Origin of the sequence: Streptomyces sp. AN091965 (assembly GCF_022698285.1) — a bacterium.
Classification (GTDB): Bacteria; Actinomycetota; Actinomycetes; order Streptomycetales; family Streptomycetaceae; genus Streptomyces.
In genome coordinates this window covers 1,260,896-1,277,373 of sequence record NZ_JALDMY010000001.1, presented here as the reverse complement: position 1 = coordinate 1,277,373, position 16,478 = coordinate 1,260,896, and the positions used below count along the sequence as shown (strand labels likewise).

Annotated in this window: 3 protein-coding genes; all 3 read left to right on the top strand. The window is 75.8% G+C overall.

Annotated elements, in window-relative coordinates:
- The 3 genes from MQV74_RS04795 to MQV74_RS04785 all read left to right on the top strand — a co-directional run bounded on the left by MQV74_RS04795 (position 1) and on the right by MQV74_RS04785 (position 16,465).
- The gene (locus MQV74_RS04795; RefSeq protein WP_242714762.1) at positions 1-972 is read left to right on the top strand and encodes an ACP S-malonyltransferase; all 972 of its coding nucleotides are present in this window, start codon (positions 1-3) and stop codon (positions 970-972) included.
- A 25-nt stretch (positions 973-997) separates the two neighbouring features.
- Entirely contained in the window at positions 998-2,080 is a 1,083-nt protein-coding gene (locus MQV74_RS04790; RefSeq protein WP_242714761.1) for an arylcarboxylate reductase, read from the top strand.
- 177 nt (positions 2,081-2,257) lie between these two features.
- Positions 2,258-16,465 (top strand): type I polyketide synthase, encoded by a 14,208-nt coding sequence (locus tag MQV74_RS04785; protein ID WP_242714760.1) that lies wholly within the window; start codon positions 2,258-2,260, stop codon positions 16,463-16,465.
- The last annotated feature ends 13 nt before the right edge of the window (positions 16,466-16,478 follow it).

Genomic DNA, 16,478 nt, shown 5'->3' with positions numbered 1-16,478 from the left:
ATGGCTCTGGGGTACCTATTCGGTGGCGGTGTGGGTTCTGAACCGCATGGAATCGAGCTGTACGAGTCGTCAGCTGCCATGCGGACGCTGTACGAAGAGATATCCGAATGGACCGGACTGACCCCCGAGCAGATCCTGCGCGCGGAACTGCCTGAGGGGCGCGAGCCGCGGCAGAGCGCGGGGACGATCCGCGAAGCGGCGCTCGCCGTCGCCGTGCACGACCTGCTCGCCGCGGCCGGACTGCGCCCGGACGTGGTCGGAGGCCTGAGCCTGGGAGCCATGACGGCCAGCTGTCTGGCCGGGGGACTGGACCGCAGATCCCTGTTCACGATGCTGGCCCGGACGGCGGATGCCCCAGGTCCACGGCCCTCGGACCCCGAAGAGGGCATGGCTCTCGCCTTTGTGCCCGCCGAGGACGCGGGGTCCGCGTGGCCCTGGCGCGGGCGCGAACACCTCTACCTGGCCGGTGACTTCGGCCCCGTCGCCGACGGGTCGCAGCGCATCATGATGCTCGCCGGGCACCGTACGGCCGTCGAGGAATTGGCCGCCGACGCTCCGCCCGGCGCGATCGTGCCGCTGCCCGATCGCGTCATTGGTGTCCACTCTCCGCTGCGCAGGCCCTTCCGTGACTTCATCTCGCCTCATCTGGCGGAGATGCCGTTCACCGCCCCCCGTATTCCGCTGCTCTCCTGTCTGGAGCGCCGAGAACTGAAAACAGCGGACGACGTGCGTCATATGTTCGAGCGGAATTCCACGGACCCGATCAGCCTCGTCGACGTCTACGAAGGCATGTGGGAGCGCAATGTGCGCCTGGGCGTCGTAGTGGGCCCATCCATTCCTGAAGGCGTCCTCGCCTTCCCGTTCCCCGTGGTTCACGTGGAATCAACGGACCATATTCGACTCGCCGTCAGTCAGGCCTACGACTTGGGGATCGAATTCTCCTTCGTCGGCTCCGACATGCAGGGAGTCTGATATGTGGGCGGCCGTACAAGGAGGCGTGCGGGAACAACCGTGCGAAGTCGACCCCGATTTAGTCGTCCAGCAGTGGCTCGGCATCGACAGGGACGAATGGACCCGCAGAGTCGTCCGGCGCACCTTCCACCCCGACCACGGCAGCCCGTACTGGCTGCGCCGCCGTGAGCGGCTCGACTTCGAGCCGCTCGACATCACGCGCTACGAGGACCTCACGGCCTTCGGGCCCTTCCCCCTCGCGGAACTGCGCACCCTGGACCCCGCGGACCTCGTGCCGCGCTCCGTGCCCCGGCCGCTCGCCGGGCGCGTCTGGGACACCGGCGGCACCACCGGCACGCCCTGCCGCGTCTTCTACACCCCCGCCATGATCCGCCACCGCGCGCTCTGGCGCCGCTGGTCCTTCGTCCACGAAGGCTTCGCGCCCGGCCGCGCCTGGCTCCAGGCGACACCCACCGGGCCGCACCTCATCGGGCACGGCGTCTGGGAGGTCGCCGACCTGTACGCGGGCCGGGTGTACGCCATCGACATGGACCCCCGCTGGGTGAAACGCCTCATCCGCGAAGGCCGCATGGCCGACGTCCAGCGGTACACCGACCACCTCCTCGACCAGGTCGTGGACGTCCTGGACCAAGGCGCCGTCGACTACGTCAACACCACCCCCGCACTCTTCGCGGCCCTGTGCCGGCGCGCCCCCGAGCGCGTCGGCGCCCTCGCCGGAGTGCGTCTGAGCGGCACCCAGATCAACACCGCCATGTACCGCGACTTCCGCACCGCCCTCAACGGCGGCCTCTGCGGCATCAGTTACGGCAACACCCTCGGCAACGCCGCCTGCCTCGGCGTACCGGACGACGGCGGCTCGATCCCGTACATGCCGAACTACCCGCAGGTGACGATGGCCGTCGTGCGCAAGGACGACTGGCGGGACGTCGTCGCGCCCGGCGCGGGCGGACAGGTCCGCCTGACCGTCCTGCACGACGACCTCTTCCTGCCGAACGTCCTGGAACGCGACCAGGCCGTACGGCACACCGACAGCCAGTGGCCCTGCGACGGCGTCGCCGACGTCCGTCCGCTCCAGGTCACCAACTCCGCTCCCGAGGGCCTGTACTGACGCAGCGCCCCGACCGCCCCCCACCCCCTCACCCCGCCTTCGTCCGCTGAGGTGCCCGCGCGCCGTGCCCGTGCCCGGGCGTGTGGATCCGCCGTGCCCCGGCGGGCCCCCGCACGGCCGTGCCGCACCGGCGCGCGCCCCGCCGTCCCTGTCCCGTACGTCCTGAGGAGCCATGGCGTGAACGTGCCCGAGTCCCCTGCCGGGACCTCCCTCCTGTGGGCCCTGTCCGCCGCACGGCGGGGCGCCCTGACGGCACAGGCGCGGCGGTTGCGCGACCACCTGCGCGCCCTGCCGGAGTGGAGCCCGGCGGACGTCGGCCTCACCCTCGCCCGCGCCGCGACCGCCACCGGGCGGCGTGCCGCCCTGGTGGCGGGCGACCGCGACGCGTTCCTGGAGCGCCTCGACGCCCTCGCCGACGGGCGCGGCGCCCCCGGCCTCACCGAAGGGCCCGCCGGGCCCGGCGGCGGCATCGCCTTCGTCTTCCCCGGACAGGGCTCCCAGTGGCCCGCCATGGCCGCACGGCTCCTCGACTCCGCACCCCGGTTCGGAGCGCGCGTGGACGCCTGCGCGCAGGCCCTCGAACCCTTCGTCGACTGGCCCCTCATGGACGTGCTGCGCGCGGCCGACGGCGCGCCCCCGCTGGAGCGGCCCGACGTCGTCCAGCCCGCCCTGTTCGCCGTCGGCGTCGGCCTGGCCGGACTCTGGCGCGACCACGGCGTGGAGCCCACCGCGGTGCTCGGTCACAGCTGCGGCGAGATCTCCGCGGCCGCCGTCAGCGGCGCCCTCTCCCTCGACGACGGCGCCCGTGTCGTCGCCCTGTGGAGCCAGGCCCAGGCGACCCTGTCCGGGCGCGGCGAGATGGTCTCCGTGATGGCGTCCCTCGCCGACGTGGAAGCCCAACTCGCCGACTATGAAGGCCAGGTGGGGGTTGCTGCCGTCAACGGTCCGCGCTCCGTGATCGTGTCCGGCGACACCGAAGCCGCCACCGAGCTGACCGCCCGGCTCACCGCCGCGGGCCTGCACGCGCGCCGCATCGCCGTCGGGCTCGCCGCCCACTCCCCGCACATCGACGCCATCGTGCCCCGCCTCCACGCCGACCTCGCCCCCGTCCGGCCGCTCCCCGCCCAGCTGCCGTACTACTCGGGCCTCACCGGCGACCTCCTCCCCGAACCGGCCCTGGACGCCGCCTACTGGGCCCGCAACCTGCGCCGCACCGTCCGCTTCGACCGGGCCGCCGCCGCCCTGCTCAGGGACGGCCACCACACCCTCCTGGAGATCAGCCCGCACCCGGTCCTCACCACCGCGCTCCAAGCGATCGCCGCCGAGCACGGCGTCACGGCGCACGTCGGCGCCACCCTCCGCCGCGGCCACGGCGACCGCACCCAATTCCTCACCGCGCTCGGCGAGATGTACGTCCACGGCGGCGCGGCCCCCGACCCCGAAGCCCTCTGTGAAGGGCTCGACGCCCGGCCCGCGGACCTCCCCGCGGAGTTGCTGGACGCGGCCGACGACACCGGCACCGAGGACCCGCGCACGGCCCTCCGCGACGAACTGGCCCCCCTCACCGCCACGGGGCAGCGCGAACGACTGCTGCGTCTGGTGGGCCACGAAGTCGCCGCCGTGCTCGGCGAACCGGGCCCCGTCGACCCCGACGCCACCTTCACCGGCCTCGGCCTCGACTCCGTCACCGCCGTGGAGATCCGCAACCGCGTCACCGCCGCCACGGGCGCCGCGTCGCTGCCCGTGACGGCCGTCTTCGACCATCCGACACCGCGCGCGCTCGCCGAGGCGCTGCGCGACGAACTCCTCGGCGGTGCCCGGCAGGAAGCACCCGCCGAGGAGCCCGCGACGGTCACGGACGAGGACCCCGTGGCGATCGTCGCGATGGGCTGCCGCTTCCCCGGCGGCGCCGACACCCCCGAGCGGCTGTGGCGCCTCCTCGCCGACGGCACCGACGCCGTGACGGAGTTCCCCGGCGACCGGGGCTGGAACACCGCGGGCGCCTGCGCGCCGGAGGACACCGGACCGGGCCGCCACTACCAGCGCGAGGCGGGCTTCCTGCACGAGGCCGACCGCTTCGACGCCGAGTTCTTCGGCATCTCGCCCCGCGAGGCGCTCGTCATGGACCCGCAGCAGCGGCTCCTCCTGGAGACCTCCTGGGAGGCCCTGGAGCGCGCGGGGTTCGACCCGCACACGCTGCGCGGCAGCCGCACCGGCGTCTACATCGGCGCGATGACCATGGACTACGCCCCCCGCCTGCACGAGGCGACGGACGGCAACGGCCACCTCCTCACCGGCAACACCGGCAGCGTCGCCTCCGGCCGCATCGCCTACGCCCTCGGTCTGGAAGGCGCCGCGGTCACCGTCGACACGGCCTGCTCCTCCTCCCTGGTCGCCCTGCACCTCGCCGTACAGTCGCTGCGGCGCGGCGAGTGCGCGCTCGCGCTCGCGGGCGGCGCGACGGTGATGCCGACGCCCGGCATGTTCGTGGAGTTCAGCAGCCAGGGCGGCCTGGCCCCCGACGGCCGCTGCAAGGCGTTCTCCGCACAGGCCGACGGCTTCGGCCTCGCCGAGGGCGTCGGCGTACTGCTCCTGGAGCGTTTGTCTGATGCTCGTCGCCACGGTCATCCGGTGCTCGCGGTGGTGCGGGGCAGTGCGGTGAACCAGGACGGTGCGAGCAATGGTCTGACGGCTCCGAACGGTCCGTCGCAGCAGCGGGTCATTCGTGCGGCGCTCGCGGATGCGGGGTTGTCGGCGAAGGACGTGGACGCGGTGGAGGCCCATGGCACGGGTACGCGCTTGGGTGATCCGATCGAGGCGCAGGCGTTGCTGGCGACGTACGGTCAAGAGCGTCTGGAGGAGCGGCCGTTGTGGCTGGGCTCCCTCAAGTCCAACATCGGCCACACCCAGGCCGCCGCGGGTGTCGGCGGCGTCATGAAGATGGTCCTGGCGATGCGCCACGGCCTGCTGCCCCGGACCCTCCACCTCACCGAGCCGACACCGTACGTGGACTGGAGCGCGGGTGACATCCGCCTCCTCACCGAACCGACACCCTGGCCCGAGAGCGACCGGCCACGACGGGCCGGAGTGTCCGGCTTCGGAATCAGCGGCACGAACGCGCACGTGATCGTGGAGGAGGTGCCGCAGGAGTCCGAGGCGGCCGGACTTTCCGAGGTGGGTGGGCCGGTGCCGTGGGTGGTGTCGGCGCGGTCACCGCAGGCCTTGCGGGCGCAGGCGGAGCGGTTGCTTGAGCTGTGCGGAGCGGACGACGTACGCCTTGGTGATGTCGCGCTGTCGCTGGCCACGACGCGCTCGCGGTTCGAGAGCAGAGCCGTTGTGGTGGCTGAGGGCCGCGAGCAACTGATGGATGGCGTACGGGCGTTGGTGGTGGGTGAGCCGTCGTCGTGTGTGGTGTCGGGTGGGGTGTCGGTGTCTGGGGGGACGGTGTTTGTGTTCCCGGGGCAGGGGGCGCAGTGGGTGGGGATGGCGCGTGAGTTGCTGGATGAGTCGTCTGTGTTTGCGGGGTTGATGGGGGAGTGCGAGGCGGCGTTGGGGCCTTATGTGGAGTGGTCGTTGGTGGAGGTGGTGCGTTCGGGTGTGGGATTTGAGCGGGTGGATGTGGTGCAGCCGGTGTTGTTCGCGGTGATGGTGTCGTTGGCGCGGTGGTGGCGGGTGTTTGGTGTGGTGGCGGATGCGGTGGTGGGGCATTCGCAGGGGGAGATCGCTGCGGCGGTGGTGGCTGGTGGGCTGTCTTTGGAGGACGGGGCGCGGGTGGTGGCGTTGCGCAGCCGTGCGATCGTGCGGCTTGCGGGGAGCGGGGGGATGGTGTCGCTGGCCCTGTCGTCGGCCGAGGTGGAAGAACGCCTCGCTGCATGGGGTGGGCGGTTGTCGGTGGCGGCGGTCAACGGCCCCTCGGCAGTGGTGGTGTCCGGTGACACCGACGCCCTGGACGAGCTCCTGGAAGGCTGCGAGGCCGAGGGTGTTCGGGCGCGTCGTATCGATGTGGACTACGCCTCCCATTCGGCCCATGTGGAGCGCATCGAGGCCGAGCTCCTGGAGGCGCTGGAGGGGATCTCGCCGGTTGCCGGTGACATCCCCCTGTACTCCACGGTGACGGGTGAGTGGCTGGACACCTCGGTGATGGATGCCGGGTACTGGTACACCAACCTGCGTCGCACGGTGGCCTTCGAGCCCGCCATCCGATCCCTGGCGGAGCAGGGTTTCGGCGCGTATGTGGAGGTCAGCCCGCACCCCGTCCTGACGATGGCGGTCGAGGCGACCCTGGAGTCGGCCGAGAGCACCGCGGTGGTGCTGGGGACCTTGCGCCGGGACCAGGGTGGTCTGGAGCGCATGCTCCTGGCGCTCGGGCAGGCTCATGTCCACGGCCTTTCCGTGGACTGGGCGCCGCTGTTCGAGGGGACCGGTGCCACCCGCGTCGAGCTGCCCACCTACCCGTTCCAGCGTGAGCGCTTCTGGCTGGGTCCTCAGGAGAGTGCGGCCCCGGCGCCCGATGCGGACGGCCTCTGGGAATCCCTCGTACGCGAGGAGCCCGCCCGGCTCGCGGAGACGCTGAAGGTGACCCCGCAGGCCCTGGACGAGGTGTTGCCCGCGCTCTCGGCGTGGCGGGCCGAGCGGACGCGGGAGCGGAGCGTCGACGCGTGGCGCCACCGCGTGGCATGGGAGCCCCTCGAACTGCCGCCCGCTGCGGTGCCCGAGGGGCGCTGGCTCGTGGTGTGCCCCGAAGTCGCGTGCTCCGAAGAAGCCGCGTACGCGGAAGGAGCAGAAGGAGCAGAAGGCGCAGCAGGACCCGGAGCAGGGGCCGCCGACGACATCCTGCGCGGGCTCCGCGCGCTCGGGCTCGACCTCGCCGTGGTCACTGCCGAAGGGCCCGGACAGGGCCGCGCCGGGCTGGCCTCCGCGCTCGCGGACGCCGTGGCGGAGCGGCCCGTCGCCGGAGTCCTTTCCCTGCTCGCGGACGAGCGCCGCCCGCACCCCGACCACGCCGACCTGCCCGGCGGGCTCGCCCTCACCCTCGCGCTCGTGCAGGCGCTCGGCGACGCCGGGATCGACGCCCCGCTGTGGTGCGTGACCCGGGGCACGGCCGTGGTCGGCACGGGGGAGCGGCCGGGCCCTTCCGCGTACGCGGCCGTCGCCGGTCTCGGCCGGTGTGTCGCTCTCGAACATCCCGACCGCTGGGGCGGGTTGGCCGACCTGCCCGTGGATCCGGACGAGCGGGCCCTGCGACGGCTGTGCGCCGTCCTGGCGGCGGTGACCGACGAGGACCAGGTCGCGGTCCGCTCGACCGGGGTGCACGGCCGTCGGCTGCGGCCCGCGCCCGTCACGCGCGGCGGCGCCCTCGCCGTCGAGGAGGGCTTCGGGAGCGGCACCGTACTGATCACCGGAGGCACCGGAGGCGTCGGCGCCCATGTGGCGCGCTGGCTGGCCGCGCAGGGCGCCGGACAGCTGCTGCTCGTCAGCAGGCGCGGGCCGCAGGCGCCCGGGGCCGCCGCGCTGCGGGCCGAACTGGCCGACGCGGGCGCCGCGGTGACGGTCGCGGCGTGCGACGTCGCGGACCCCGGCCAGGTGGCGGCCCTGCTCGGCGCGCTGCCCAAGGACCGTCCGCTGACCGCGGTCGTGCACGCGGCGGGCGTCCTCGACGACGGCATGCTCGACGCCCTCACCCCCGCGCGGCTCGCCGTGTCGCTGCGCGCCAAGACGACCGCCGCCCGCGTGCTGCACGAGGCGACCGCGGGCCTGGACCTCTCCGCCTTCGTCGTCTTCACCTCCGTGATGGGCGTCGTCGGCAACGCCGGGCAGGGAAACTACGCTGCGGCGAACGCGGCGTTGGAGTCCCTCGTCGCCGCCCGGCGCGCGGCCGGCCTGCCCGGCACGGCCCTCGCCTGGGGCGCCTGGGCCGCGGGCGAAGGCATGCTCGACGACGGCGTCGCCGGACGCCTCCGGGACCGGGGCCTGCCCTCCATGGACCCCGCGGCGGCCGTGACGGCCATCGGCCGCGCCCTGGCCGAGGACGACGGGCACGTGGTCGTCGCCGACGCGGACTGGCGGCGCTTCGCCGCCGCCACGGGACTGCGCGCGACCGCGCTGCTCGGCGCGTACACCGGCCGGGACGGCGACGACGGCGAGCGCGCGCCCGGCGCCGCCGACGGGACGCTGCGCGACCGGCTCGCCGCCGTGCCCGCCGCCGAGCGCGACAGGTTCGTCACCGACCTCGTCCGTACGCACGCCGCGGCGGTCCTGCGGCACCCCACCCCCGACGCCGTACGGCCCGAACGGGCCTTCAACGACATGGGGTTCGACTCCCTCACGGCGGTCGAGCTGCGCAACCGCCTGGCGGCGGCCACCGGGGTGCGCCTGCCCGCCACCGTGCTCTTCGACCGGCCCACCCCGGCCGTCCTCGCCGCCCACCTCCTGGGCGAACTCGGAGGGGCGGGCGCGGAAAGCGGGACCGACGACGCCCGGGATCCGGGCGGCGCGCCGCCCGCGTACGACGCGGAGCCCATCGCGATCGTCGGCATGGGCTGCCGGTTCCCCGGCGGTGTCGAGCGCCCCGCCGACCTGTGGCGGCTGCTCGCCGAGGGCCGGGACGCGGTCACGGACTGGCCCGCGGACCGGGGCTGGGACGCGGCCGGGCTCTACGACCCGGATCCGGACCGGGCGGGCACCACGTACTGCACGCAGGGCGCGTTCGTCACGGACGCCGCCGGGTTCGACGCCGAGTTCTTCGGGATCTCGCCGCGCGAGGCCCTCGCCATGGACCCGCAGCAGCGCCTCCTCCTGGAGACCTCCTGGGAGGCCCTGGAGCGCGCGGGACAGGACCCCGAGGCGCTGCGCGGCCGCCGCGTCGGCGTGTTCGTGGGGACCAACGGGCAGGACTACATGGGCCTCGCCGGAGCGGACCCCGAGGTGTCCGAGGGCCACCTCCTCACCGGGAACACGGCCAGCGTGCTGTCCGGCCGCGTCGCCTACGTCCTCGGCCTCGAAGGCCCCGCCCTCACCGTGGACACGGCGTGCTCCTCGTCGCTCGTCGCCGTGCACCTCGCCGCGCAGGCGCTGCGGCGCGGCGACTGCGAGCAGGCCTTCGCGGGCGGTGTCACGGTGATGAGCACGCCCCGGCTCTTCGTCGAGTTCAGCCGTCAGCGCGGCCTCGCCCGCGACGGCCGCTGCAAGGCCTTCGGGGCGGGCGCCGACGGCACCTCCTGGGGCGAGGGTGCCGGAGTCCTGCTCCTGGAACGCCTCTCCGACGCCCGCCGCAACGGCCACCCCGTCCTCGCCGTGCTCCGCGGCTCGGCCGTCAACCAGGACGGCGCCAGCAACGGCCTGACCGCCCCGAACGGCCCCGCCCAGCAGGACGTCATCCGGGCCGCGCTCGCCGACGCGGGGCTCCGCGCCGACCAGGTGGACGCCGTGGAGGCCCACGGCACCGGCACCGTGCTCGGCGACCCGATCGAGGCCCAGGCGCTCCAGGCCGTCCACGCGGGGCGGCCCGCCGGACGGCCGCTGTGGCTCGGCTCGGTCAAGTCCAACATCGGGCACACCCAGGCCGCCGCGGGAGTGGCCGGGCTGATGAAGATGGTGCTCGCCCTCGACGCCGGGGAGCTGCCCGGCACGCTCCACGCCGAGGAGCCGAACCCGCACGTCGACTGGTCCACGGGTAGCGTACGCCTCCTGACCGGGCGCACCCCGTGGCCGGAGACGGGCGAGCCGCGCCGGGCCGGGGTCTCCTCGTTCGGCATCAGCGGCACCAACGCCCACGTGATCGTGGAGCAGGCACCGCCCGCCGACGCCCCGGGAGCGGTGGGCACGCCGGACGCCCTCGACGCCGAAGCCACCCGCGCCGACGCGTCCGGCCCCGACTCCACCCGCCCCGACCCCACCCGCCCCGACGCCCCCCGCACCGGTGTCGCCGTCCCGCTGCTCCTCTCCGCCCGTACGCCGGACGCCCTGCGCGCGCAGGCCGCGCGGCTGCGGACGTACCTCAGCGGCCACCGGCCGGGCCACCGGCCGCCGGACGAGGGGCCCGGCCCCGGCACCCTCGCCGGCACGGCCCACGCCCTCGCCACCCGACGCGCCGCGCTCGACCACCGCGCCGCCGTCCTCGGCCGGGACCCCGACGCGGTGCTCGCCGCCCTCGCCGCGCTGGCCGAGGGGAACTCCTCCGGGCGGCTCGTCACCGGGCACACGGACGGGGCAGGGCGCACGGCCTTCCTCTTCCCGGGGCAGGGCAGTCAGCGGGCGGGCGCGGGCGCCGAGCTGTACCGGCGCGAACCGGTCTTCGCCGACGCGCTCGACGCCGTCCTCACGCACCTGGCCCCGCACCTCTCGCCGGAACTCGAACTGCCGCTGCGCGACGTCATGTTCGCCGCGCCCGGCACCGACGCGGCGGCGCTCATCGACCGCACCGGGTGCACCCAGCCCGCGCTGTTCGCCCTCCAGGTCGCGCTGTTCCGGCTCACGGAGCACTGGGGCGTGCGGCCCGACCTGCTGCTCGGCCACTCCGTCGGCGAGCTCGCCGCCGCCCACGTGGCCGGGGTCCTCGACCTGCCGGACGCCTGCGCCCTGGTCGCCGCGCGCGGCAGGCTCATGGACGCCCTTCCCGGCGGCGGCGCCATGGCGGCCGTCGAGGCCGACGAGGACGAGGTGCGCGCCCTGCTCGCCGAAGCCGGGGAGCCGGGCGTCTGCGTCGCGGCCGTCAACGGGCCGCGCGCCACCGTCCTGTCCGGCGACCGCGCCCCCGTGCTGCGCCTGGCCGAGTCCTTCCGGGCGCGCGGCCGCCGCACCAAGGAGCTCGCCGTCAGCCACGCCTTCCACTCGGCGCGCGTGGACGGCATGCTCGACGCCTTCCGGGCCGTGGCCCGGCAGATGACGTACGCGCCGCCGCGCGTCCCCGTGATCTCGAACCTCACCGGTGCGCGCGCCACCGCCGACGACCTGTGCGACCCGGAGTACTGGGTGCGGCACGTGCGCGGCACCGTCCGCTTCCTCGACGGCGCCCGCACCCTGCTCGCCGAGTCCGCCACCAGCTGCCTCGAACTCGGCACGGGCGGCGTCCTGTCCGGCCTCGTCGAGGCGTGCCGTACCGACGGCGACGACTGCCGCGCGGTGCCGCTGCTGCGCGACGGCAGGGACGAGGCCGCGTCGGTCACGGGCGCCCTCGCCGCGCTGCACGTCCGGGGCGCGGCCGTCGACTGGTCCGCGGGCTGCCCCGACCGGCTGCCCCGCCTCGACGACCTGCCCACCTACCCGTTCCGGCACCGCAGGTACTGGCCGGCCCCGCGCCCCGCCCAGGCCGTCGACGCGGCGGACACCTGGACCTACCGCGTGGCCTGGCGCGCCCTGCCCGAACCGGCCGCCACGCCCGCCCTCACCGGCACCTGGCTGCTCGTCGTGCCGGAGGCCGCCGCGAGCCTGCCGCTCACCGACGCCTGCCGGGGCACGCTCGCCGAGCATGGCGCCGCCGTGTCCGTCCTCACCGTCCCGCACGGCACGGACCGGGCCGGGCTCGCCGCGCTCGTACCGGCCGGAGCGAACGGCGTCCTGTCGCTGCTCGCCACCGCTCCCGCCGGGGGGACCGAGGCCACCCTGCTGCTCGTCCAGGCCCTCGGCGACGCGGGCGCCGACGCCCCGCTGTGGTGCGTCACCACCGGCGCCGTCGCCGTGGACGGCCGGGGCCCGGACCGCCCCGAGCAGGCCCAGGTCTGGGGCCTCGGCCGGGTCGCGGCCCTCGAACACCCGGGCCGCTGGGGCGGATTGGCGGACCTGGCGGAGCGGCCCGACGCCGCGTCGCTGCGCCGCCTGTGCGCCCTGCTGTCCGGATCCGTACGCACCGACGGCGGCTGCGCCGAGGACCAGGTGGCCCTCCGCGCGGACGGCCTTCACGGGCGCCGCCTCCTCCGGGCCGCGCGGGCACCGGCGCACGACTCCCGTACGGCAGCCCATGACGCTCGTACGGCGGACGGCGGCGAGCCCGTGTGGTCCGCGCGCGGCACCGTCCTCGTCACCGGCGGCACCGGCGGTCTCGGCGCGCACGTCGCCCGGCGGCTCGCCCGCGACGGCGCCGAGCACCTCGTCCTGACGAGCCGTCGTGGCCCGCAGGCGCCCGGCGCCGCCGAACTCGCCGCGGACATCGAGGCCTTGGGTGCCCGGGTCACCGTGGCGGCCTGCGACGTGGCCGACCGGGACGCGCTCGCGGAGCTGCTCGACCGGCTCGCCGCCGACGGCGACGCCGTACGGGCCGTCTTCCACGCCGCGGGCGTCACCTCCGACACCCGCGTCGCGGACTGCACCCCGGCGCTGCTCGCCGAGGAGACCGCCGCCAAGGTGCGCGGCGCCGTCCACCTGGACGACCTGCTCGGCGGGGCGCTGGACGCGTTCGTGCTGTTCTCGTCGGTCTCCGCCACCTGGGGCAGCGCGGGCCAGGCCACCTACGCGGCCGCCAACGCTCACCTGGACGCCCTCGCCGAGCGGCGGCGCGCGGACGGCCGCGCGGCGGTCGGCGTGGCCTGGGGGCCCTGGGCGGGGGCGGGCATGGCGCACGGCGCGACCGGCGCGGGCCTGCGCCGCCTCGGCCTGGTCCCGATGGCGCCCGAAGCGGCGCTCGACGCGCTGTGGCGAGCCCTGGAGCGCGACGACAGCGGCACCGTCGTCGCCGACATGGACTGGCCGCGCTTCGCCCCGGCCTTCCGGTCGAGCCGGGACAGCGCGCTGCTCGCCGAACTCCCCGACGCCGCCACGGAGCCGGGCCCGGCCGCGGACGACACGGTGACCGACACCGCCGCCCGCTGGCGCGACCGGCTCGCCGCGCTGCCCCACGCCGAGCGACCGCGCGCGCTCACCGACCTCGTACGCGCCGAGGCGGCCGCCGTCCTCGGCCACGACTCGGCGGTGGCCGTCGCGGCCGCCCGGCCCTTCCACGACATCGGCTTCGACTCGCTCACCGCCGTCGAACTGCGCAACCGGCTGGCCGCCGCCACCGGTCTGACCCTGCCGGCCAGCACCGTCTTCGACCACCCCACGGCCACCGCGCTCGGCGGCCACCTGCACGCCGAACTGACCGGCGCCGCCCCCGCACCGCAGGGCGAGCCCGCGCGGCCCGCCGCCACCGACGAGCCGTTGGCGGTCATCGGGATGGCGTGCCGCTTCCCCGGCGGCGTACGCGGCCCGGAGGACCTGTGGGACCTCGTCACGGGCGAGCGCGACGCCGTCGGCCCGCTGCCCGCCGACCGTGGCTGGCCGCTGGACGACCTCTACGACCCGGACCCCGAGCGCGAGGGCACCTTCTACACCACGGGCGGCGGATTCCTCGACGGCGCCGGGGACTTCGACGCGGGCTTCTTCGGGATCTCGCCGCGTGAGGCCCTCGCCATGGACCCCCAGCAGCGCCTCCTCCTGGAGACCGCCTGGGAGGCCCTGGAGCGCGCGGGCATCGACCCGGGCTCGGTACGCGGCAGCCAGGGCGGCGTCTACCTCGGTGTGGCCGCCCAGGGGTACGGCACCGGCCCGCAGGACCCGGCCGCCGCCGTCGAGGGGCATCTGCTCAGCGGCACGGTCACGAGCGTCGCCTCCGGCCGCATCGCCTACACCCTCGGCACCGAGGGCCCCGCCGTCACCGTCGAGACCGCCTGCTCCTCGTCCCTGGTCGCCCTGCACCTGGCCGGGCAGGCGCTGCGCGCGGGGGAGTGCTCCTTCGCGCTCGTCGGCGGCGCGGCCGTGATGGCATCGCCCGACGTGTTCGTGGAGTTCAGCCGCCAGCGCGGCCTCGCGCCCGACGGCCGCTGCAAGTCCTTCGCCGCCGCCGCGGACGGCACCGGCTGGGGCGAGGGCGTCGGCATGCTCGTGGTCGAGCGGCTCTCGGAGGCCCGCCGCCGGGGCCACCCCGTCCTCGCCGTCGTCCGGGGCTCGGCGGTCAACCAGGACGGCGCGAGCAACGGCCTGACCGCGCCGAGCGGCCCCGCCCAGGAGCGCGTCCTGCGCCGGGCGCTCGCCGCCGCCGGGCTCACCGGGGCCGACGTCGACCTCGTCGAGGCGCACGGCACCGGCACCGTCCTCGGCGACCCCATCGAGGCACAGTCCCTGCTCGCCGTCTACGGCCGGGACCGGCCCGCCGAACGGCCGTTGTGGCTCGGCTCGCTCAAGTCCAACATCGGCCACACCCAGGCCGCCGCGGGCGTCGCCGGGGTCATCAAGACGGTCATGGCCCTGCGCCACGGCCTGCTGCCCCGCACCCTCCACGTGGACACGCCCACCGCCGAGGCCGACTGGTCCCGGGGAGCGGTGCGCCTGCTCACCGAGGCCCGCCCGTGGGACGACACCGGCCGCCCGCGCCGCGCGGGAGTGTCCTCCTTCGGCATGAGCGGCACCAACGCCCACGCGGTGCTCGAACAGGCCCCGGACGAGCCGCCGCTGCCGGAGCCCGCCGCCACGGCCCCCGCCGTCGCCCCGATCGCCACCGACACCGTCGCGCTGCCCCTGTCGGCCGCCTCCGCGCCCGCCCTGCGCGCCCAGGCCCGCCGCCTGCGCGAGCACGCCGAAGCCGCCCCCGCCCTGCCCCTCGCGGACCTCGCCCACGCGCTCGCCACCACGCGCACCGCGTTCCCGCACCGCGCCGCCGTGACCGGGCGCACCCGGGACGAACTCCTCGCCGCGCTCGCGGCACTGGCCGACGGGGCGCCCGCGCCCGGCGTCGCCACCGGCCGCGCCGGAGAGGCCCGGACCGTGTTCGTCTTCCCCGGCCAGGGCTCGCAGTGGCCCGGCATGGCGCGCGAACTCCTCGACACCTCACCGGAGTTCGCCGCGCGGATCACCGCATGTGCCCAGGCCCTCGCCCCGCACACGGACTGGTCGCTCCTGGACGTACTGAAGGAAGCCCCCGAGGCGCCGCCGCTGGAGCGCGTGGACGTGGTGCAGCCGGTGCTGTTCGCCGTCATGGTGTCGCTGGCGGAGGTGTGGCGCTCGTACGGCGTCGAGCCCGCGGCCGTGGTGGGGCACTCCCAGGGCGAGATCGCCGCGGCCTGTGTGGCCGGGGCGCTCACCCTGGAGGACGCCGCCCTGGTCGTCGCCCTGCGCAGCCGGGAGCTGCGGCGGCTCGCGGGCCGCGGCGGCATGGTCTCGCTCGCCGCCCCCGAAGCGCACGTACGGGAACTGCTGCTGCCCTACGACGGGCGGATCGGCGTGGCCGCCGTCAACGGACCGGGGGCCGTCGTCGTCGCGGGCGCGCCCGACGCGCTGACCGGCCTGCAGGCCGACTGCGAGCAGGCGGGCGTACGGGCCCGGCGGCTGCCCGTCGACTACGCGGCGCACTCCGCCCAGGTCGCCGACGTGGGCGACGCGCTGCGCACCGCCCTCGCCGGAGTGCGGCCCCGGCCCTCGCACATCCCGCTCTACTCCACCGTGACCGGCGACGTCGTCGACGGCACCGCCCTCGACGCCGACTACTGGTACCGCAACCTGCGCGAGCCGGTCGAGTTCGCCCGCACCACCGAGACCCTGCTCGCCGCAGGCCACGACCTGTTCGTCGAGGCGAGCCCGCACCCCGTCCTGACCGCCGCCCTCACCGGGACCGCCGAGCGCGCGGAGCGGCCCGTCGCCGCCGTCGGCACGCTGCGCCGCGACGACGGCGGCACCGACCGGCTGCTCACCGCCCTCGCCGAGGCCTGGACCCACGGCGCGCCCCTCGACTGGGCCGCCGCCCTGCCCCGGCCCGCCCACGCCCACGTCCCCCTGCCCACCTACGCCTTCCAGCACGAGCGCTACTGGCTCGCCACACCGGGCCGGACCGCTGCCGTCGCCGCCACCGCACCCGCGCAGGCCCCCGCGCCCGTGCCGAACGGCGACCCCGCGGCCGAACTCGCCGTCCGGCTCGCCCCCTTGGACGGGGCCGACCGGCGCCGCGCCGTCCTCGACCTGGTCACCGCGCACGCCGCGGCCGTGCTCGGCCACTCCGGCCGCGCGGCCGTGGAGGCCCGGCGGCCGTTCACCGCCGTGGGGTTCGACTCGATGCTCGCCGTGACGTTCCGCAACCGGCTAGGGGAGGCGACCGGGCTGCGGATCTCGCCCACCGCGGTCTTCGACCACCCCACGCCCGCCGCCCTCGCCGACCATCTCCACCAGCGGCTGTGCGCGGCCTCCGCACCGGACCGGCCGGACCGCCCCGTCCACGAACACCTGGACGGGCTCGCCGCCGCGCTGGCCGCCGCCGGGCCCGACACACCGGGCGCCGACGCGATCGGCACCCGCCTGCGGGACCTGCTGCGCGCCTGGAACGACCGGCTGCCGCAGGACGGCGGCGGGGCGGACGGCGGACCCGCCGTCGACACCGCCACCGCCGACGAACTCTTCGAACTGCTCGACAACAACTACGGGGCCTGAGGGAGAAGCGAGA